This window comes from Flavobacteriales bacterium (assembly GCA_030584065.1).
Taxonomy (GTDB): Bacteria; Bacteroidota; Bacteroidia; order Flavobacteriales_F; family PHOS-HE28; genus PHOS-HE28.
Window position 1 is genome coordinate 3,091,692 of sequence record CP129489.1, and the last position, 22,578, is coordinate 3,114,269.

At 64.0% G+C, this 22,578-nt stretch carries 6 protein-coding genes; 1 reads left to right on the forward strand and 5 read right to left on the reverse strand.

From position 1 onward, the window contains the following. Positions 1-31 precede the first annotated feature (31 nt). The 5 genes from QY325_13005 to QY325_13025 all read right to left on the reverse strand — a co-directional run bounded on the left by QY325_13005 (position 32) and on the right by QY325_13025 (position 5,914). Complete coding sequence (locus QY325_13005) at positions 32-331, reverse strand: type II toxin-antitoxin system RelE/ParE family toxin (GenBank protein ID WKZ65673.1); 300 nt, start codon at positions 329-331, stop codon at positions 32-34. Next, the gene (locus tag QY325_13010) at positions 328-579 is read right to left on the reverse strand and encodes a type II toxin-antitoxin system ParD family antitoxin (protein WKZ65674.1); all 252 of its coding nucleotides are present in this window, start codon (positions 577-579) and stop codon (positions 328-330) included. Before QY325_13010 ends, QY325_13005 begins: the two co-directional genes overlap by 4 nt. A 384-nt stretch (positions 580-963) precedes the next feature. Further along, positions 964-1,473 carry a hypothetical protein gene (locus QY325_13015; GenBank protein WKZ65675.1) on the reverse strand — a complete coding sequence of 170 codons (510 nt, stop codon included), beginning with the start codon at positions 1,471-1,473 and terminating at the stop codon, positions 964-966. A gap of 28 nt (positions 1,474-1,501) precedes the next feature. Continuing rightward, entirely contained in the window at positions 1,502-2,290 is a 789-nt protein-coding gene (locus QY325_13020) for an enoyl-CoA hydratase-related protein (GenBank protein ID WKZ65676.1), read from the reverse strand. A gap of 18 nt (positions 2,291-2,308) precedes the next feature. Further along, positions 2,309-5,914 carry an ATP-binding protein gene (locus QY325_13025; protein ID WKZ65677.1) on the reverse strand — a complete coding sequence of 1,202 codons (3,606 nt, stop codon included), beginning with the start codon at positions 5,912-5,914 and terminating at the stop codon, positions 2,309-2,311. Positions 5,915-6,403: 489 nt separating this feature from the next. Between QY325_13025 and QY325_13030 the strand changes: the two genes are divergently transcribed. Then, the gene (locus tag QY325_13030; GenBank protein WKZ65678.1) at positions 6,404-22,570 is read left to right on the forward strand and encodes a gliding motility-associated C-terminal domain-containing protein; all 16,167 of its coding nucleotides are present in this window, start codon (positions 6,404-6,406) and stop codon (positions 22,568-22,570) included. The last annotated feature ends 8 nt before the right edge of the window (positions 22,571-22,578 follow it).

A 22,578-nucleotide genomic window follows, 5' to 3' on the forward strand; every position in this document is an offset into this window, starting at 1 on the left:
AGGGCTCTGACGGTCGATCTGTGGAAGGCGCTCATGGATCCAACCGGTTCTCAATGTCCATTCGACCGTGCAGCACGCGGATGATCTCAATGGTCCGCTCCGCTTCGTTCCGCTTGTAGAAGACCAGATGCGACCCGGCCTTCATGGCAAGGTAGCTCTCGCGTACATGCCCGAAGTCCTTGCCGGCCCATGGGTCACGCAGGATCAGACCGAACGCATCGAGGATCAGGCCCACATACCGGTCGGCCTGCTCCACGGACCAATGCTCGACCGTGTACAGCCAGATGCCCTCAAGGTCATCGGCCGCGGCGCGGCTGACCTTCAGCTTCATCCCTTCCGGACGTGCTTCCGGTGAAGGTCCTTCAGGAATGAGTCCCCATCGAAGTCCGCCACGAAGCCGGAGCGCTCCCCTTTCTTCAGTTCCTTGATCAGGCTCTCCTTCATCGTTTCCTCCACCTCGAATAGCCGTAACGCCGCGCGGATCACTTCGCTCACCGAGGTGTACTTGCCGGACTTCACCAGCCTGGTCACGAAGGCCTCGAAGTGATCGCCCAAGAGGATGGAGGTGTTCTTGCTCATGGTGTCGGAATCAACGCGAATATACCATGCTTTGGTATCCTTGGTTGAATGGTCGGACCACACCTCAGCCCGTAGATGGCCGTCCGGCCGGCGAGTTTGCGGAGGATGCTCACCTCAAGCTAACCACGGATGGACACAGAAAAGTGATCGGAGAACACCATGTCGCACAGGTCCGATCTTCTGCAAAGACGAAGGTCGCATGCCGGAGAAGATGAACGTTATCGGATAGGACAAGTTGTGAATGCGGGGCTGGGGATAGACCGCGGAGGACCGGGTTCGGCTACAACTGAAGGTCAGCATCGTTCAACCGGTGGAAGATCAGGTCAAACGCCAACCACCAGCAGCGCTGACGACTCCGATTCGGGAGCTTGACCCGAACGGTCGCTACCACCCCCACGCCGTTTCCTTTTGATGGATGGGCAATTGAAGCATCCGGGACAATTCCTGGGCAAGGTCCTGCGATGACTGACCATCAGCGTAATACACCAGCACGATACGATCACCATCCCTCGATCGCAGGGACACCCTGAATGACCGCGTCGCATTGTCGCCCCAGATCAAGGTGCGTTCCACGCGTTCAACTTCCTGCAGGGGGATCGCGCGGTCATTGATCGAAAGTCGTTCCCCGTTGATGACCACCACGACATCGCGCTCCTGGAAGAACCTCCGGATGTAGAAGGAACAGAGGGTGATGACAACGAGGAGGACAACGAGGAAAGTTCCCCATCTGAAGAGGAGGGATACCTCTGCCTTAGAGGAGATGATGCCGTTCAACAGGTAACCACCGAAGAGGATGATGGCCAGGACCAGAGGGAAGGTCATCACGCCAAGGAAGATGCGGTTCTTGACGATCGTCAAGGTCCGGTCCTCCCTATGCCAATGGAATCGTTTCATGGAACGGCGGAGAGGAATGATCTTCCGATCACTCCCCCTTGAACTCCGCCTTCCGCTTCTCCATGAAGGCGCTGGTGCCCTCCTTGAAGTCTGCCGTGCCGAAGCATTTGCCGAACTCCTCGATCTCGCGTTGCAGGCCGTTGGCACCGGGCTCGTACCCGGCGTTCACCGCGCGGATGGCAGCGCCCAATGCCGTCGGGCTGTTCTTCGCGATGGCCGCAGCGAGCTCGGTGCACTTGGCCATGAGCTGGTCCTGGGGAACAACGTGGTTCACCAGTCCCCATTGCAGGGCCTCATCGGCCTTGATCATGCCCACGCTGCCCAGGAAGATCATCTCCATGGCTTTGCCCTTGCCCACCAGGCGGGCCAGGCGTTGCGTGCCGCCGTAGCCGGGAATCACCCCCAGGCCCACTTCGGGCAGGCCCAGCTTGGCGTTGTCGCTGGCCACGCGGAAGTGGCAGCTCATGGCCAGCTCCAGTCCGCCGCCGAGAGCAAAGCCGTTCACCGCAGCGATCACGGGCTTGTTCAGGCGCTCCACATGGTCGAATAGCTTGGAATGGCCATCGGCGCTGAGCGCACGGCCCTCCTCCACGCTGAAGTGGGCGAACTCCTTGATGTCGGCCCCCGCTACAAAGGCCTTTGGGCCGCTGCCGGTGATGATCACCACGCGCACGCTGCGGTCGGCCTCGGCCTCGTTGAGTGCGCTGTCCAGCTCGTTGATGGTGGCGCGGTTCAGCGCGTTGAGCTGGTCGGGACGGTTGATGGTGATGGTGCGGATGCCATCGGCATCAGACACCAGGAGGTTGGTGTAGGACATTGGCCCAAATGTATCGGCCTATCGATGCAAGGGCAGCTCCACGACGAACCGCGCGCCCTCGCCCTCCTCGCTCTCGAACCACACGCGGCCGCCGGCCTGTTCCACCATGCGCTTCACCATGGCCAGTCCCAGTCCCATACCGCTGCTCTTGGTGGTGAAGCTGGGCGTGAAGATGCGATCGCGGGCATCCAACGGGATACCGGTGCCGTTGTCGCGCACCTCCACCCTGGCCTGGTCGCCCTCCCGGCTGGCCGTGACCAGGACCCGCCCATGGCGCCCTTCCGGAATGGCCTGTACGGCGTTCTTGAGCAGGTTGTTGATCACCCGCAGCATGTGCTCCCTGTCGGCCAGCACGGGCAGCGGGCCATGCTCCTCGTGGGTGATGCTGACGCCGGGCGTGGCGTGGAACACATCCACGGCAGCGCGTACCGCTTCGCAGAGGTCGAGCTCGCTGGGTGCAGCTGCCGGCATCTGGGCGAACTGCGAGAATGCGGTGGCCACGCCGTTCAGCGCATCGATCTGCTCCACCATGCTCTTCGCGAAGCGGTCCAGGCGCTCCCGGGCGTCGGGCGCCTGCGGATCCCAGGTGCGCTGGAACTGCTGGATGCCCAGCTTCATCGGGGTAAGCGGGTTCTTCACCTCATGGGCCACCTGGCGCGCCATCTCGCGCCAGGCGCTCTCCCGTTCGCTGCGTGCCAGCTTCTCGGCGCTCTCGCGCAGCTCGCCCACCTTGCGGTTGTAGACAGCCACCAATTCGCCCACTTCGTCGCGCCCTCGGTAGAGCAAGGGCTGATTGCTCCCGCGCAGCACCATGCCGGCCAGCGAATGCTTCAGCTGGTCCAAGGGCCGGGTGGTCCAGTTGCTGATGAAGACGGCGAGCAGGACGCTGAGCGCGAAGAGCAGCACGAAGAGGTTCACCACGGCCACGAGCAGTTGCGCGCGCTCCTCTGCCTGCTGCGCCTGGTTGGCGAAGCTGGGCAGGGCCAGGTAGGCGATGAGTCCGCCACGGCTGTCGAGCAGCGGCATGTAGGCGGTGCGGAATACGGCACTGCCCACGGTCTCCTCATGCACCACGGCGCTCCGGCCCTGCAGGGAGAGCTGGGCGAATGCCATGTGGTGCAGTCGCGGGCCGAGCAGCCCGGTGGTGAACATCTGGGGCCGTGAGGAGGCCAGCCAGCGGCCATCGGGCGCATAAAGGGTGAGGTCTGTGAAATAGGCGTTGCCCAATTGGCCGAGCAGGTAGTGCAGGTAGCCGGAATAGGCATCGCCGTCGATGCGCTCATCGCCGATGCGCCTGCGCAGCTCCTGCGACACGGAGCGGGCCTTCTCCAGTGTGGTGGCGGCTTCGCGCTCCTCGAACTGGCGGCTGAGCAGCTGCTGCGAGCCCGCGCCGAAGAAGATGAGCCCGGTGATGGCGAAGAGCACCAGCGCGGCGCGCACCTTGGTACCGATCCCCATGTCGGGAAGCGTGCCGGTGAGCGCGGCGTGAGCGGCGAGCACCAGGAGCAGGAGAAGGCCGAAGAAGGTGAAGAGGTAGCTGAAGGTGGTGGCCCGGTCCACGAGGCTCCGGTGCGGCAGGCCAAGCACCATCACCACATTCCCCCCCACGGGCTTGGCGAGGTAGTCCATGCCATCGGCCAGGTACCATTCCTCCTCCGCCAAGGGCCGCTCCCAGCGCTGGGGCTGCGCCACACGGCCCCGCTGCTCGAACAGCAGCCCGTCCACGTAGCGGGCCTGCACGTAGCGCTCCGTCCGGCGCGAGAGGTCATCGGTGCCCGCAAGGAGTAGCTCGGGGAAGCCGGGCCCTTCTGAAAGGGACCGGGGCTTGAGTTCCACCACCAGCTGCGCTGGGGGTGCGCTATCCGTGGGCATGATGGCGATGCGGGCGTGGTAGAACACCTCGCCGCCAATGCGCTCGTCGATGAACAGGTCCGGCATGTCGCTCACGCCGGAAGGGAAGGAGGCGGTATCCCGTGCGAATCCGCGAGGTGGTTCCATGTCCGTAGCGCAACGCAGCTCGCCATTGGGCGAATAGCCGAACAGACGCTGGTCGTACCGCTCCCAGTAGCCGCTGAAATAGGGTTGGCGGATGCGGCGCAGGAGGTCGCTCGCATCGCAGTAGCTGCCCAAGGCAAGGAGGCGGTAGAGGGCGGTGTCCCGCCGGAGGGCAGGGGCGCTCTCCCGGAATAGCTGCTCCACGACGGGGTCCTCGCGCACCGCCAGCCGCTCGGCAAGCACCACGCGCTCCCTGCGCTCGCGCTGCCCCATGTACTTGGCGATGATGTGCGTGCTGATGCCTGCAAGGGTGGCCAGGAGCAGCACTCCCATGAGGAAGCTATGCGACCGCGCCTGCCCCCAGGCGAGCAGGCCCAGGGCCGGCGCCGGCCAGAGGAAGAGGATGGTGTCGCGGCTGCCCAGCAGGTGATGCAGCACTGCCGAGGCGGCGAGCAGTGCCGCAGCCAGCAGCGCGCCCCGCCGCAGGCCGACTGCTGGGATCAGGAGGCCCACCACCGTCATGGCCGCAAGGCACCAGGCACCCAGCAGCAGTGCCACCACGATGAGCGCCACCGCGCCATAGGCGCCAAGTCCCTGTACGTGGTAGAGGTCGAGGTCGATGCTGCTGTCGTTGACCAGCCCGATGCACAGGTCGGTCACCCAACCGCCCAGGAGGAGCAAGAGCGCAATGGCCAGCCCGGCGCCGGCGAAGGATGCAATCGGCGGCATGCGGAGGGCCAAGGTGCGCAGGAAGGCAGCGCAAAGCGCAAGCAAGGCGGCATTGATCAACAGGTCGCCAAGCGAGGGGAACCAGGTGGATGTGGCGTATACGGCGGGGTCGAACAAGGGCCAACGGTCGAAGGGCGCTACGGTCCCGTAGGCCAGCGTCGCCCATCGGGCCACCACCACCGCGCCGATGAAGCCCAAGGCTGCGGTCCTAGGCCGCTGAGCGGATAGGTGACGGCACGCCTTCCACAAGGCGGTAAGCAGCAGGGCGGAGGCCAAGCCGAGCAGCGCGCCGCGCCACCACAGCCAGTCGCCCAGCTCCAAGGCGCCCTCACGCCAATGCAGGTGGACCAGATCATCGCCCGCAGCCGTGCGAATGGGTATCCCGATACCGCCGCCGCGGTGCGCCACCAGACCATCCGGCACATGGAACGAGGGGTGGAAGGACTCCCGCAGGAAGCGATTCTGCACAGGCGGTGAGATCCAGAGCGGCCTGAAGGCTTCAACGCGGATGCGGTCGATGGCGGCCTCGGAGCGGAGCCAAGAACTGGCTTCCAGCGATGGGTGCTCCCCGGCTGCAGACCGATCGGGCAATCCGGAAAGGTCGCCTGACCACCCGACCAGGCTATCGCCGACCCAGGCGCGAACCGATGCGCCCGTCCTCTTCCGCTCGGACTCCAGCCACGCTGACTGGTGAGCGAGCCAGCCTTTGGCGCTGGAGTCGGTAAGGTAGCGCGCCTGTTCCTGGGCAAGGGCACCCAGCTCGCGCTCCGCCTGCCACACCCGTTTCTGCAGGGCGTCCGCCTCGGTCACCAGCCGCCTGTCGGCATCCGGCTCTTGCACCACCAGCGCCGCCAGGGTGCAGAGCGCGCCGAGCAGCAGCAATGGCAATGGGCGGGACATGGGGCGCGCGGCCGCAAGGGCTGCGCCAAAGTACGGGACGGGATTCCCGGCCTGCCCTTCAAGGCCGCTGCGACTCGGACAGGCATGGGTCAGTTGGTCGACCTAGCGGCGTTGGATGGTGATGGCCCTTGGCCGATGCGCGGCCCTAACCTCAATGCCGGTGCGACTGTGCATCGGGCTGCGGCTGTCCATGCGGGCCATGATTCCTGGGTGCTCATGCCTGAATCACAGGCGATGGAGTGTCGTTGCGGCGGTTTGGGCGTGCCAGAGGCGCTAAAAGCCAGGGGCAGCCGGAACCTCAAAGGTGGATTACGATGGGAGGATTAGTGCCATCAAGTACCTGATAAATAGCACGATATGGATGTGCTGGTGCTTTGAGAACCGCCATGGGGGAGTCGGTGAAACGGCGTGATTCATCGACGAATCAAACCATGTGGTTCTTCTGCCGTACAAACGCCCGGCCCACCACTCATGGGCTGACCTTATCGAATGAAACAGGCACTGCTCTGGGTGCTTGGGGTGCTCCTGACCGGGCTGCTCCATGCACAGACGGGAACCGAGTTCTGGATGGCCCCTCCGGACGTGACCCTGCGGCATAACATGCCGGGGGACGAGCCGATCTTCCTGAATGTCGCCACGGGCAATGCGGCGGCCACGGTCACCGTGTCGCAACCGGCCAATCCGGCCTTCAATGGAGGCAGCCCGATCGTGCTGAACGTGCCGGCCAATGCGGCCGTGCGCTACAACATGACCTCGCTGAAGGCCCAGTTGGAGACGCGCCCCACCAATTCGGTGCGCAACACCGGCCTGCTGATCCAGTCCACGGCCGACATCACCTGCTACTACGAGAGCAGCAACACGAACAACCCGGACATCATGGCGCTGAAGGGCGCCAACGGCCTTGGCACCGAGTTCTACATACCGCTGCACAAGCATGCGCCCTTCTACAACCACAACTTCTCGCCGAACAACGCCGATCTGGCGTTCGCCTCGTTCGATATCGTGGCCACGGAGGACAACACCACGGTGCTCATCTATTCGCCCGTGGCGGTGGATGGCCATCCTGCCCTGACCCCCTTCACGGTCACCCTGAACAGGGGGCAGACCTATTCCTGTGGAAACACCGTTCCCGCCACCCACTTCGATCCCGCCACGCACCCATCTGGCGCGGTGGTCCTGGCCAACAAGCCAGTTGCCGTTTCCATCAAGGATGACTCGAACCACAACCCGTCCGGCGGGTGCTACGACCTTATGCTCGACCAGATCGTGCCGGTGAACATCCTCGGCACGGATTACATCGCCGTGAAGGGCGCTCTGAATCCCACCGGCGATGAGTCGCTCTTCATCATGGCCGTGCAGAACAACACGCAGGTGTTCGTGGACGGAAGCGCCACGCCGGTGGCCACGCTCTTCGCCGGGCAGTACTACCGGCATGACATGGATTACCTCTCCGGGGGAGGGAACAACTCCACCTACATCTCCGCGAGCAAGCCGGTATACGCGATCCACGTGACGGGCTTCGGTTGTGAGCAGGGCATGGCGATCCTGCCGCCCTTGAACTGCGCGGGCAGCACCAACCTGAGCTTCACGCGCTCCACCAGCGAGGCCTTCTTCCTCAATCTGTTGGTGCGCAATGGCTCGCAGGATGACTTCGTGGTGACGGGTCCTGGCACGGCAACGATCCCGGCTTCGGCGTTCCAAGCGGTGCCCGGCACGGCCGGTGCCTGGATGGCGGCCCGGATTCAGTACAACACCACGCAGGTGCCGGTGAACCAAGCCTTCATGGTCACCAATACCTCTGACGTGTTCTCGCTGGCCATCATCAATGGGGGGGGCGCCACGGGTTGCCGCTACGGCTTCTTCTCCGAGTTCTCCGGCCGCATCGATGTGAGCGCCGGGCCGGACGTGACCCTCTGCGCCGATCAGGTGGTGCCCTTGGCGGGTACGGTAAGTGGCGGAAGCACCACCGGCATTTGGACGACGAACGGCAGCGGCACCTTCAGCCCGAGCGCCACCGACCTGAACGCCACCTACGAGCCGAGCCTCGGGGATATCGCCTTGGGCACGGTAACGTTGACGCTCACCTCCACCGGCAACTGCACGCCTGTGAGCGACAGCCGGGTGGTCACCTTCGCTCCGCGACCGCTGCCTGAGGCCGGTCCGGACCAGCTGGTGTGCTCCAACAACCCGCAGGTAACGCTCAACGGATCCGTCCTCAATGCACTTGGCGGCGTATGGACGGGTGGATCGGGCACCTTCCTGCCGGCCAATAGCAACCTGAACGCCACCTACACGCCGACCGCTGCGGAGATCACGGCGGGCTCGGTGCGGCTATACCTCGCCACCACCGGCAACGGCGTGTGCCAGGCCGTTGAGGACAGTGTGCTCATCACCTTCACTGCTTCGCCCACGGTGAATGCCGGCGCGGACCAGTCGCTGTGCTCGAACAACGCCGCAGCAGTCCTGAGCGGCTCGTTCACGGTGGCCACGGGTGTGATCTGGAGCGGCGGTTCTGGCAGTTTCGATCCGAGCACCACCAACCAGAACGTGACCTACACGCCCACCGCAGCCGAGATCGCCAGCGGCAGTGTGACGCTCACCCTCACCACCACGGGTAATGGCAATTGCGTGGCGGTGAGCGACCAGGTCACCCTGACCTTCACGCCGGGCCCCACGGCCAATGCGGGAGCGAACGGTTCGGTCTGCGCCAACAATGCCGCGGTAAGCCTGAACGGGGCCGTCACGGTGGCCACGGGCGGCATCTGGAGCGGCGGCACCGGTGTGTTCACACCGGGCAACACTGCGCTGAACGCCACCTACACGCCGACCGCTGCGGAGATCGCCGCAGGCTCGCTGACACTGACGCTGACCACCACGGGCAACGGCACGTGCGTGGCCGCCACGAGCAACCGGACGATCACCTTCACACCGGCACCGACGGTGAGCGCCGGCGCGAACGGAACCGTATGCGCGAACAACAGCGCCATCAACCTGAACGGCACTGTTTCGGGTGCGGCTGGTGGTGTGTGGAGCGGTGGAACGGGGTCCTTCGCACCGAACAGCAGTGCGCTCAATGCGGTGTATACGCCGAGCGCCGCCGAGGTCACTGCGGGCAGTGCGACGCTCACGCTCACCACCGTCGGCAACGGCACCTGCAACGCTGAGAGCGCGCAGGTCACCTACGCCATCACGTCGGCTCCCACGGCCAACGCAGGCAGCGACCGGGTGGTGTGCGCGAACAATGCGGCGGTCACCCTGAACGGCAGCTTCACGGTCGCCACGGGCGGCGTGTGGAGCGGTGGCGCGGGCACCTTCGACCCCAGCACCACCAACATGAACGCGGTCTATACGCCCACTGCAGCTGAGATCGCCAACGGCAACGTCACGCTCACGCTCACCACCACTGGCAATGGTTCGTGCAGCGCGGTGACGGACAACATGGTGATCAGCTTCACGCCTGCGGCAATGGTGAACGCGGGTGCACCGGTGTCGGTCTGCGCCAACAATGCGGCACTGGCCCTGAACGGCAGCGTTACCGGTGCCACGGGTGGCGCTTGGAGCGGCGGTGCGGGTACGTATGCGCCGAACAACACCATGCTGAACGCCACCTACATGCCCACGGCCTCGGAGATCGCAGCGGGAACGCTGACGCTCACCCTGACGAGCACTGGCAACGGTACGTGCCTGCCCGTGTCAAGCGACCGCATCATCACGTTCACACCGGCTCCCGTGGTAGATGCAGGTGTGAACGGCAGTGTCTGCGCCAACAACAGCGCCATCAGCCTGAACGGTTCGGTGACCGGTGCTGCGGGCGGCACTTGGAGCGGTGGAGGGGGCACCTTCGCCCCCAGCAGCACCGCACTGAACGCCACCTACACACCTACGGCCGCCGAGCGCGCAGCGGGCACGGTGACCCTCACCCTCACCAGTACGGGAAATGGAACCTGCAATCCGGTGAGCGACCAGGTCACTTTCAGCATCACACCGGCCCCCACCGCCAATGCGGGCGCCGATCAGACGTTGTGCAGCAACAACCCCGTGGCCACGCTCAACGGTAGCTTCACAGTGGCCACAGGTGGCGTATGGAGCGGCGGCAACGGCAGCTTCGACCCGAGCACCACCAACATGAACGCGACCTACACGCCCACCGCGGCGGAGATCGCGAACGGCAGCGTGACACTCACGCTCACCACCACCGGCAACGGCAGCTGCAACCCGGTGAGCGACAACATCACCTTGAACTTCACGCCCTCGCCCGTAGTGAACGCCGGGGTGGACGTGTCGCTCTGCGCGAACAATGCAGCCATTGCGCTCAACGGCAGCGTTACCGTGGCAACGGGCGGCGCATGGACCGGCGGACTGGGCAGCTTCACCCCGAACAACAGCGCGCTCAACGCCACCTATACGCCCACTGCGGCGGAGATCGCGGCGGGATCCTTGACGCTCACCCTGACGAGCACAGGCAATGGCACCTGCACTGCGGTATCCGACAGCCGGGTCATCACCTTCACGCCGGCACCTACGGTGGATGCCGGAATGAACGGAACGGTATGCGCCAACAATGCGGCCATTGACCTGAACGGTGCGGTCACCATAGCCACCGGCGCGATCTGGAGCGGCGGCACCGGCAGCTTCAGCCCGAACAACAGCACGTTGACCGCCACTTATACCCCGAGCGCTGCGGAACGTGCGGCTGGTACCGTGACGCTCACCCTGACCAGCATCGGCAACGGCACCTGCAATGCCGTGAGCGACCAGGTCACCTACACCATCACCCCAGCACCCACGGTCACCGCAGGAGCCAACCAGACGCTATGCGGCAACAATGCGAACGCCATCTTGAACGGCGGATACACCGTAGCCGCGGGCATCATCTGGAGCGGCGGTGCGGGCACCTTCACGCCGGGCAACACGGCGGTGAACCCGGTGTACACACCAACGGCAACGGAGATCGCCAATGGCGGTGTGACGCTCACCGCCACGACAACAGGTGTCGGAGCATGTCTCGCCGTGAGCGATGCAATGACGCTGAGCTTCACCCCCTCGCCCACCGCCAACGCAGGTGCTGATGTAACGCTTTGCGCGAACAACTCCAGCGTGGCGTTGAACGGGAGCATCACCCTGGCGACCGGTGGCGTTTGGAGCGGTGGAGCGGGGACCTACACCCCGAACAACACTGCGCTCAACGCCACCTATACACCCACTGCGGCTGAGGTCGCCGGGGGCATCCTCACCTTGACACTGAGCACCACCGGCAACGGCACGTGCAATGCCGCGACCGACAGTCGCATCATCACCTTCACCCCGGCGCCGGTCGTGGATGCCGGAGCCAATGGTGTCGTCTGCTCGAACGCGTCCACCATTGCTCTGAATGGCAGTGTGATCGGAGCAGGCGGTGGTGTATGGAGCGGCGGTACGGGGACCTTCAACCCGAACAGTACCGCGCTGAACGCGACCTATCTGCCCAGTGCTGCAGAGCGCGCAGCAGGCTCGGTGACCCTCACGCTCACCAGCACCGGCAATGGCCTGTGCAATGCGGTGAGCGATGCGGTCACCTACACCATTTCGGCGGCCCCTACGGCCAATGCCGGTGCCGATCAGGCACTGTGCAGCAACAACCCGGCGGCGGCCTTGACCGGGGGCTTCACCGTGGCTACCGGTGGTGTTTGGAGCGGTGGCGCAGGCACCTTCTTCCCCAGCACGACCAACATGAACGCGACCTACACGCCCACTGCGGCAGAGATCGCGAACGGCAGCGTGACCCTCACACTCACCACCACGGGCAACGGCCTGTGCAACCAGGTGAGCGACAACATCACGTTGAACTTCACGCCCTCGCCCACGGTGAACGCCGGTGCCGATGCATCGGTATGCGTGAACAACCCGGTGGTATCCTTGAGCGGGGCCGTCACCATCGCAACGGGCGGTATTTGGAGCGGCGGTGCCGGATCATTCACGCCGAACAACACCGCGCTGAACGGAACCTACACGCCAACCGCAGCTGAACTTGCAGCGGGCACCGTCACATTGACCTTGACCACCACCGGGAATGGCAACTGCACAGCGGTGTCGGATAGCCGCGTAATCACATTCACGCCTGCGCCGATCGTGAACGCAGGAACCGCAGCGTCGGTCTGTGCGAACGCACCAGTGATGAGCTTGAACGGTTCAGTGAGCGGTGCGACCGGTGCCATCTGGAGCGCTGGTGCAGGAACTTTCACGCCGAACAACACCACGCTGAACGCCACCTACACGCCGACCGCAGGGGAGATCGCGAATGGAAGCGTCACCTTCACCCTGACCTCGGCTGGCAACGGTAATTGCAGCGCGGTCAGCAGCCAGGTCACGTACACGATCACGCCGGCACCAACGGCCAACGCCGGGGCGAACATTTCGCTCTGCTCAAACAATGCCAACGCTGCCTTGAACGGTAGTGTCACGGTGGCCACTGGTGGTGTCTGGAGCGGCGGCAACGGCACCTTCGCACCGAGCAACACCAACCTGGGTGCGGTTTACACGCCAAGCCCCGCGGAGATCGCGAACGGAACGGTCACGCTAACCCTCACCACCACGGGCAATGGCCTGTGCGGGGCGGTGAGCGACAACGTTCAGCTCACCTTCACGCCCTCACCCACGGTGAACGCCGGTGCTGACGTAGCCATCTGCGCGAACAACGCTGCGGTGGCCCTGAACGGTGCAGTGGGGGGAGCGACGGGTGGTGTATGGAGCGGTGGCAACGGTTCGTTCACGCCGAACAATACCGCACTGAACGCTGTGTACACACCCACTGCAGCGGAGATCGCGAACGGCATCCTTACGCTCACGCTGACGAGCACGGGCAATGGCAACTGCAACGCGGTGTCCGATGAACGAGTGATCACCTTCACGCCCGCACCGGTGGTCACTGCCGGTGTCAACGGTACGGTATGCGCGAACAACGCCACCATCACGCTGGCCGGTTCCGTCGTAGGTGCGACCGGTGGTGTTTGGAGCGGTGGTGCGGGCACCTATGCCCCCAACAACGCCACCTTGAACGCGGTGTACACACCGACCGCAGCTGAGCGCGCTGCTGGTAGTGTGAACCTCACGTTGACCAGCACGGGTAACGGTAACTGCAGCGCCGTGAGCGATCAGGTATCCTGGACCATCAGCCCTGCACCAATTGCCAACGCTGGTGCGGACCAGACGCTTTGTGCGAACAACCCGGTGGCCACTTTGAACGGGGGCTTCACCGTGGCGTCCGGAGGTTTGTGGAGCGGTGGAGCAGGCACCTTCAGCCCCAGCGCGAGCAACATGAACGCGAGCTACACGCCCGCCGCGGCCGAGATCGTGAGCGGGAATGTCACGCTCACGCTCACCACCACGGGCAACGGTCTGTGCAACCAGGTGAGCGACAACATTTCCTTGAACTTCACGCCGGCACCCACGGTGAACGCAGGATTGGATGCCAGCTTCTGCGCGAACAATGCCGCCATCGGCCTGAACGGCAGCGTCACCATTGCGAGCGGCGGTATCTGGAGCGGTGGTCTGGGCAGCTTCACGCCCAACAATACCACGCTCAACGCCACCTACACGCCGACCCCTGCGGAGATCGCGGCGGGCACGCTTACGCTCACACTGACCAGTACGGGCAACAATACTTGCACGGCGGTATCGGACAGCCGGGTGATCACATTCACGCCGGCACCCACGGTGGATGCTGGGGCGAACGGCACGGTGTGTGCCAACAATGCTTCCATCAACTTGAACGGCAGTGTGACGGTCGCCACAGGTGCCATTTGGAGCGGTGGAACTGGAACGTTCACGCCCAACAACAGCACCTTGAACGCCATCTACCTGCCGAGCGCTGCCGAGCGTGCTGCGGGTACGGTCACCCTCACGCTCACGACCGTGGGCAATGGCACTTGTTCGCCTGTGAGCGATCAGGTCACCTACACCATCACACCGGCCCCCACGGCGAACGCCGGCGCTGACCGCGTGCTCTGCGCCAACAACGCCGTGACCTCGCTGGCGGGTGCTTTCACCGTGGCGACGGGTGGTGTTTGGAGCGGTGGCAACGGGACCTTCGATCCCAGCACGACGAACATGAGCGCGATCTACACGCCCACGGCGGCGGAGATCGGCGCTGGCAGTGTGACGCTCACGCTCACGACCACGGGCAACGGCCTGTGCAACGCAGTGAGCGACCAGGTGCTGCTCACCTTCACCGACGCGCCGACCGCCAATGCAGGTCCGGATGTGACGGTATGCGCCAACAATGCCGCCGTACCCTTGGGCGGTAGCGTGGTCACGGCCACGGGCGGAGTGTGGAGCGGTGGTACGGGAACCTTCAGCCCTAGTGCCAACGCGCTGAACGCGACCTACACACCGGGTGCTGCGGACATTGCCGCCGGTCAGATCACCTTGACGCTGACCTCCACGGGCAACGGGAACTGCGCTGCCGCTACGGATACGCGCGTCATCACGTACACGCCAGCACCGATCGTGAACGCCGGCCCGGATGGCCTGGTGTGCGCGAACGCACCGCTCATCAGTCTGAACGGCGCCGTGAACGGTGCCGCGGGTGGCGTATGGAGCGGTGGGTCCGGCGTGTTCTCGCCGAACAGCATCACGCTCAATGCCACCTACATGCCTACTGCGGCCGAGATCGCCAGCGGCAGCGTGACGCTCACCCTCACCTCGGCAGGCAACGGTCTGTGCAACCCTGTCACGGACCAGGTGACCTATACCATCACTCCGGCACCCACGGTGAGCGCCGGTGCTGACCAGACGCTTTGTGGCAACAACGCCAATGCGGTGCTGAACGCCGCGATCACGGTGGCCACCGGCGTGCAGTGGTCAGGTGGAGCGGGGGTCTACGCTCCTGGGAGCACGGCACAGAACATCACCTACCAGCCTTCGCCGATCGAGGTCGCGAACGGGAGTGTTACGCTGACGGTGACCACCACGGGCAATGGCATCTGCGCGGCTGTTAGCGACCTGGTGACCCTCGACTTCACTCCGGCTCCGATCGCGAACGCAGGCCTGGACCAAACGGTGAGCAGTAACAATGCCAACACCACGCTGGCGGGCTCCTTCAGCATCGCCACGGGGATCATCTGGAGCGGTGGTGCGGGCACCTACGCTCCGAACAACACCACGGCGAACGCGGTATACACGCCCACGGCCGCTGAGATCGCCGCGGGTAGCGTGACCCTGACGATGACCACCACGGGCAACGGTGCCTGCGCGTCATCGAGCGATGCGATGACCATCACCTTCGGTGCAGCGCCCACGGCCAATGCCGGTCCCGACCAGAGCATCTGTGCGAACAACGCAAGTGTGGTGTTGAACGGTCAGGTGACCATTGCCACAGGTGGCATCTGGAGTGGCGGAACGGGCACTTTCACGCCCAACAGCGGCGCCCTGAACGCGACCTATGTGCCGAGCGCTGCTGAGATCGCCGCGGGAACGGTGACACTCACCCTCACCACGGTGGGCAATGGCAACAGCCTGCCCGTGACCGACCAGGTGACCATCACCATCACACCGGCACCGGTGGTGAACGCGGGTACGAACCTCACTGTCTGCGCCAACCAATCGACCGCGCAGCTGGCCGGGACCGTGAACAATGCGACCGGCGGTGTGTGGAGCGGCGGATCGGGCACCTTCAACCCGGGCATTTCCAACTTGAACGCGACCTACACGCCCACCCCGGGTGAGATCTCCGCCGGTACCGTTACCCTCACGCTCACCAGCACGGGCAATGGCTTGTGCAATGCTGTCAGTGACCAGGTGGTGATCACCGTGGCACCTGCACCAGTGGTGAACGCCGGCCTGGACGGAACTGTGTGTGCGAACAACGCCGCAGTGCAGCTGGCAGCTTCGGTTGGCAATGCAGGCGGTGGCATCTGGAGCGGCGGCACCGGTGGCTTCTCGCCGAGCATCACCGCACTGAACGCCGTCTATACCCCGAGCACCACCGAGCTCAACAACGGTTCGGTGACACTGTACCTCACCAGCACCGGCAACGGCACCTGCGCGCAGGTCACGGACGAGGTGTTCATCGTCTTCACACAGGCCCCGGTCGTCAATGCAGGTCCTGATGTGACCGTTTGCGCGAACGGTGCAACGGTCAGCCTGAGCGGTACAGTGAGCATCGCCGGTGGTGGTGTGTGGAGCGGCGGCAGCGGCAGTTTCAGCCCGAACGCCAACACCCTGAATGCGACCTACACACCCAGTCCGGCGGAAGTGGCCCTGGGCACGGTGACCCTCACGCTCACATCCACCCAGAACGGCTTGTGCAACGCAGTGAGCGACCAGATGACCATCAGCATCATCGCCGCTCCGGTGGCGGAAGCAGGCAACAACCTCTTCGTGTGCAGCAACAACGCCAGTGTGCAGCTCGGCGGTAGTGTGGCCGGCGCGGGCGGTGGTCAATGGAGCGGTGGTGCGGGAACGTTCACGCCGTCCATCGCATCGCTGAACGCCGTGTACACGCCGACTCCCACCGAGATCGCAGCAGGTACGCTGAACCTAACCCTCACCACCATCGGCAATGGCAATTGCGTGCCGGTAACGGACAACGTGCTCATCACCTTCACGGCCGCTCCCACGGCGGAAGCGGGTGTCGGCGGTGTATTCTGTGCGAACAATGCCAGCATCCAACTGAACGGTAGTGTTACCGTGGCCAATGGTGGGTCCTGGTCCGGCGCGCAGGGCACCTTCGCCCCGAACGCCAACAGCCTCAGCGCAGTGTACCAACCTTCTGTGGGTGAACTGGCCGCTGGCAGCGTGACCCTGACCCTGACCACCACTGGCAACAACGGCTGCACGGCGGTGAGCGACGAGGTGACCTACACCTTTACGCCTGCGCCTACTGCGAATGCAGGTGTGGACCTGAACAGTTGTGCGAACAGTTCCACCGTACAGCTCAATGGTGCGGTCACCGTGGCCGCTGGAGGGCTGTGGACCGGTGGCACAGGCGGCTTCAGCCCGAACAGTGGTACGCTGAACGCTACCTACACGCCGAGCGCCGCCGAGATCGCAGCGGGTACGGCCACGCTGACGCTTACTACGGTGGGCAATGGCTTGTGCAATGCCGTAAGCGATCAGGTGGTCATCACCATCGCCCCTGCGCCCATCGTGGATGCTGGTGCTGCGATCCAAGTGTGTGCCAACAACGCCAGCGCTGCCCTCAACGGCAATGTGCTCAATGCGGCCGGTGGTGTATGGAGCGGTGCAGGCACGTTCAGCCCCAACGCAACGACGCTGAACGCCATCTACACGCCCACCGCGGCTGAGATCACGGCAGGCAACGCGACCATCACCCTCACCAGCACCGGCAATGGCCTGTGTGCAGCAGTGAGCGACAATGTCGTGATCACCTTTACCCCGGCACCGATCGTGGACGCGGGGGTCGCCCAGACGCTTTGTGCGAACAACGCGAACGCCCAGCTCGCCGGAAATGTGTCGGGTGCCATCGGTGGGACCTGGAGCGGTGGTGCAGGAACGTATGGGCCTGCGGCCAACAGCCTGGGTGCGGTCTACACGCCGACCGCTGCGGAACTCAACGCAGGCAACCTATGGCTGTACCTCACCTCCACGGGTAATGGTGGTTGCAACGCCGCCCTTGATTCGGTGCAGCTGTTCTTCACACAGGCGCCCACCGTGGATGCTGGTATGAACGCCCATGTGTGTGCCAATGCTGCGGAAGTGGCGCTGAATGGCGCGGTGACCGTAGCTACAGGTGGCGTATGGAGCGGTGGTTCGGGCAGCTTCGGCCCGAACGCGAATACGCTGAGTGCGACCTATACCCCGAGCCTCGCTGAGATGGCTGCGGGTAGTGTCACGCTTACGCTCACCACCACAGGCTTCGGCAATTGCACGGCTGTGCAGGACAACATGGTCATCACCATCGATCCTGTACCTGTCGTCAACGCTGGTCCCGACCAGGCCATCTGCGCGAACAACCCCAACATCCAGCTCAATGGCTTTGTGGGCAACGCGCCGGGTGCCATCTGGAGCGGCGGTGCAGGCACGTACGTCTCAGGTGTTACGGCCACGGCCACACAATACATTCCCACGGCGGGTGAGATCGCTGCGGGTGTGATCACCTTCACGCTCACCAGCACGGGCACCACCATCTGCAACGCGATGAGCGACCAGATGACCGTCACCTTCACTGGTGCGCCCATTGTGGATGCCGGTACCGACCTCGCGATCTGTGCCAACAACAGCGATGTACAGCTGAACGGCAACGTGATCAATGCCAACGGTGGAGCCTGGTCCGGCGGTAACGGATCCTTCTCACCGGCCAACAATGTGTTCGCTCCGGTGTACACTCCGACCGCTGCTGAACTGGCTGCTGGTAGTGTGCTCCTCACGCTCACCAGCACAGGCAATGGCAGCTGCTTCGCCGTGAACGATCAAGTGCTCATCACCTTCACGCCGGCACCATCGGTGAATGCTGGTGCGGATCTGACCGTCTGTGCGAACAACCCTACGGTCGACCTCAGTGGTGCACTGACGGTAGCCAACGGCGCCACATGGAGCGGCGGCCTGGGGACCTATTCACCAGACGCCAACGCGCTGAACGCCCAGTACACGCTGACGCCCTTCGAGCTGCAGCAGGGTACCATCACCCTCACCTTGACCAGCACCGGCAATGGCAACTGCCTTGCGGTGAACGATCAACTGAACATCAGCGTGACCCCGGCACCTGTGGTGAACGCTGGTGCGGACATCACGGCTTGCTCCAACGCCCTGGATGTGGCGTTGAACGGAAGCGTGAGCGCTGGTGCGACCACGGGTCAGTGGACCACCTCGGGAACAGGATCGTTCGCGCCGAACGCGAGCGCCCTCACCGCGACCTATCTGGCGAGCAGCCTGGATTCGCTCAATGGCGGTGTACAGCTCATCCTGACGTCCACCGGCAACGGACTCTGCGCAAGCGTGAGCGATACGTTGGACCTGATCATCCTGCCCAACGCGATCGCCAATGCCGGGCCTGATCAAGTGGTGTGCGCGACAGAAGCGACCATTGCATTGAACGGCACCATCACCGGCAACGCCACACAAGGCACATGGACCACTACCGGAGCAGGTTCGTTCGCGCCGAACGCAAGCGCGCCGAACGCGGTGTACACCATTGCTCCCAGCGATGCGCTCGCTGGCAACGTCACCTTCACCTGGAGCGTGAACAGCTGCGACAATGCCATGGATCAGATGACACTGACCATCGTGCCGGAGTCGCAGGTGGACGCAGGCAACGATCTGGTGGTGTGCGTGGACGACCTCGATATCCTCATCAATGGCAGCGTGAGCGGCGCTTCCACCACGGGTGTATGGAGCACGCTCGGCACGGGCACCTTCCAGAACGCCACGAGCGCACTGGCCAACATCTATCGGGCGAGTTCACAGGATTCCCTGGCCACCGGCGTGGACCTGATCCTCACGGCCACCAGTACCAGCGTGTGCCCTGCGGCGATCGATACCATCCACATCGACATTCTGCCCTTCGGGACGGTGAACGCCGGTGCGGACATGACCGCCTGTGCCAACAATGCAGTGGTGCAGCTGAACGGCAGCCTGCTGGGCGATGCCACACAAGTACAGTGGACCACCAGCGGTACCGGCCAGTTCTTCCCGAACAACACGGTACTCACGCCCACTTATGTGCCCAGCGCACTCGACACGTTGATCGGTGAAGTGACCCTGACGCTGAGCGCACTGAACAGCTGCAACAGCGCCAACGATGCCATGGTCTTGAGTCTCACTCCAGCGCCCTACGTGAACGCTGGTCCGGACCAGACCTACTGCGATGGCGTCAGCACGTTCGACCTGCAGGGCATCGTGTCCGGCATCACCGATCTGGGCTTGTGGAGCACCACGGGTACGGGTACGCTGGCTTCGACCACTGACCTCAGCACTGCGTACACCGCAAGTGCCGCCGATATCCAGAACGGGTCTATCACCTTCACACTGACCTCCCAGAACAACGGCACCTGCAATGCCGTCACCGATGCGATGACCATCTACCTCACCGATGGTCTGCAGGCCAATGCAGGTCCTGACATGAGCGTGTGCGTGCTCGATGATCATGCTCAATTGCAAGGTCAGATCGTCAACGGTTCGCCATCGGGTATCTGGTCCAGCACGGGTACCGGTTCCTTCGAGCCCAGTGCCGATGTGCTCAATGCTCAGTACCATTTCTCGCCCGCCGATGTGGCCAATGGGAGCGTAGTACTCACGCTCCTCAGCACCAACACGGGCACCTGCGCTCCTGTGCAGGACCAGTTGGTGCTCACCTTCGGCAACAGCAGCTTCGCCTTTGCCGGGGACGATCAAGTGGTGTGCGCCAATGCGCCCATCGTGCAGCTCGCTGGTAATGTGAGCGGCGCGCAAGGTGGACAGTGGACCACCGGTGGCAGTGGCTTCTTCAGCAACACCACCGCCACCAACAGCACCTACACGCTCAGCGCTGCCGATATCGCCAATGGCGAGGTCCAGCTCACCCTCACCACGGTGGGCAATGGGCTCTGTGCGGCCGCCAGTGATGTGGTCACCATCAGCGTGAACGCATTGCCCCAGGTGAACGCCGGCGCGGACATCGTGGCCTGCACGGCCGCTCCCGTGCAGCTGGTGGCCAATGTGGCGAACGTACCCACCGTGAGCTGGAGCACCAGCGGCACCGGCAGCTTCCTGGATGCCAATGCCTTGGCCACACTCTATACACCGAGCGCTGCTGATAGTACCGCTGGCAGTGTGGTGCTCACCGCCACCACAACGGGTGTGGAGCCCTGTGCCGCGGTCAGCGATCAGCTCGTGATCACCTTTGGTGGTGGACTCGCTGCGACCGCTGGACCGGATGTGGTGGCCTGCAGTACCGATGCCAACATCGTCCTGAACGGTGCAGTGGCCGGAACCACCACGGGCATCTGGAGCAGCACCGGTACGGGTTCCTTCTTGCCCAGCGCCACTGCGCTCAACGCCACTTACGTGCCCGGCCCGGCCGACTTCGTGATCGGTGATGTGTCGCTGGTGCTCTCCACCACCAACAACCAAGGTTGTGCAGCCGGGCGCGATACCCTCGTGGTGAGCTACCATGTGCCCCCCACCGTGGATGCCGGTGCAAGTGTGTTGCTGTGTGATGGGCTGGAGGATGTGTCCCTCAACGGGCAGGTGCAGAACGCCGGCAGCGTGCAGTGGTTCACCACGGGCACGGGCAGCTTCAGCCCCTCGAACACCGTGGCCAACGCGGTCTACACGCCTACAGCGAACGATAGCATCGCAGGCGGCGTGTACCTCATCCTCACCGGATTCGGAACAGGTACGTGCGGCAACGTGAGCGACTCGCTTTTCGTGGACATCGGTCCCACGCGCATCGCCAATGCTGGCACCGACCAAGTGATCTGTGCCGATGGTGGCGCGATCCAACTGAACGGTGCGGTGATCGGTGTGAGCGGTGGCCAATGGAGCACCACCGGTACCGGCACTTTCGCACCGGACCACACCAGCCTCACCAGCACCTACGTACCCAGTGCCACGGACCTGGTCTTCGGCGAACTGCGCTTCGTGCTCAGCACCACCGGAAACCTGGGCTGCCCTGCAGCGCACGATACCCTGGTGGTGGCCCTGCAGCAGATGCCCACGGTGAACGCCGGCCAGGACATCAACGTGTGCGATGCCACTACAGCAGTTCAGCTCGGCGGTTCCTTCACGGGAGCATCGGGTGTGCAATGGTCGAGCAACGGTGCCGGTGTATTCCTGCCGAACACGGCGGATGCCAACGCCACCTACCAGCCGGGCGTCACGGATGGTCAGCTGGGCTCGGTGCGCATGGTCCTCACCACCACCGGCAACGGTGTGTGTGCGGCAGCGCGTGATACCGTGCTCCTGAGCTTCGTGAACCCCCTGACGGCCGACTTCACCTGGAGCAATGCCTGTGCCGGAGGGCAGACGCAGTTCACCAGTACCAGTACCACCTCGGGTGCGCCCATCGTGGGCTGGAACTGGGAATTCAGCAATGGAACCACTGGCAGCGGTCCGCAGACCGGTAGCACCTTTGCCACGCAGGGCCAGTACACCGCCACGCTCACGGTCTTCGCCCAGAACGGCTGCAGCAGCAGTGTCACCCGTACCGTTGATGTGCTGCAAGCGCCTGTGGCGGGCTTCAGCATCAGCGGCGATTCCTTCACCGACACGCCGATCGAGTTCACAGACAGCTCCTTCGGGGCCACCGGCTGGCAGTACGACTTCGGCGATGGCAACGGAGCCCTGGCGGCCGAACCGGTGCATGAGTACACCGAGGCCGGTCAGTACATCATCGTGCAGACCGTGAGCAATGCCAACGGCTGCACCGATCGCGACTCGCTGTTGATGAGCATCGCCGTGAAGGACATCCTGCCACCCAAGCTGCCGAATGCGTTCAGCCCTAACGGCGATGGCGTCAATGATGTGTTCTACGTCCGCGGCGGTCCGTTCGAGACCATCGATCTGAAGATCTACAACGGCTGGGGCGAGCTCATCTTCCAGACCACCGATCCCACCTTCGGCTGGGACGGCACCCACGACGGCCGGCCGGAGATCAACGGGGTCTATGTGTACACGGTCCAGGCCACATTGGTCGATGGCCAGCAGCACGAGCGGTCGGGTAAGGTCACACTCATGCGATAAACGGAAGC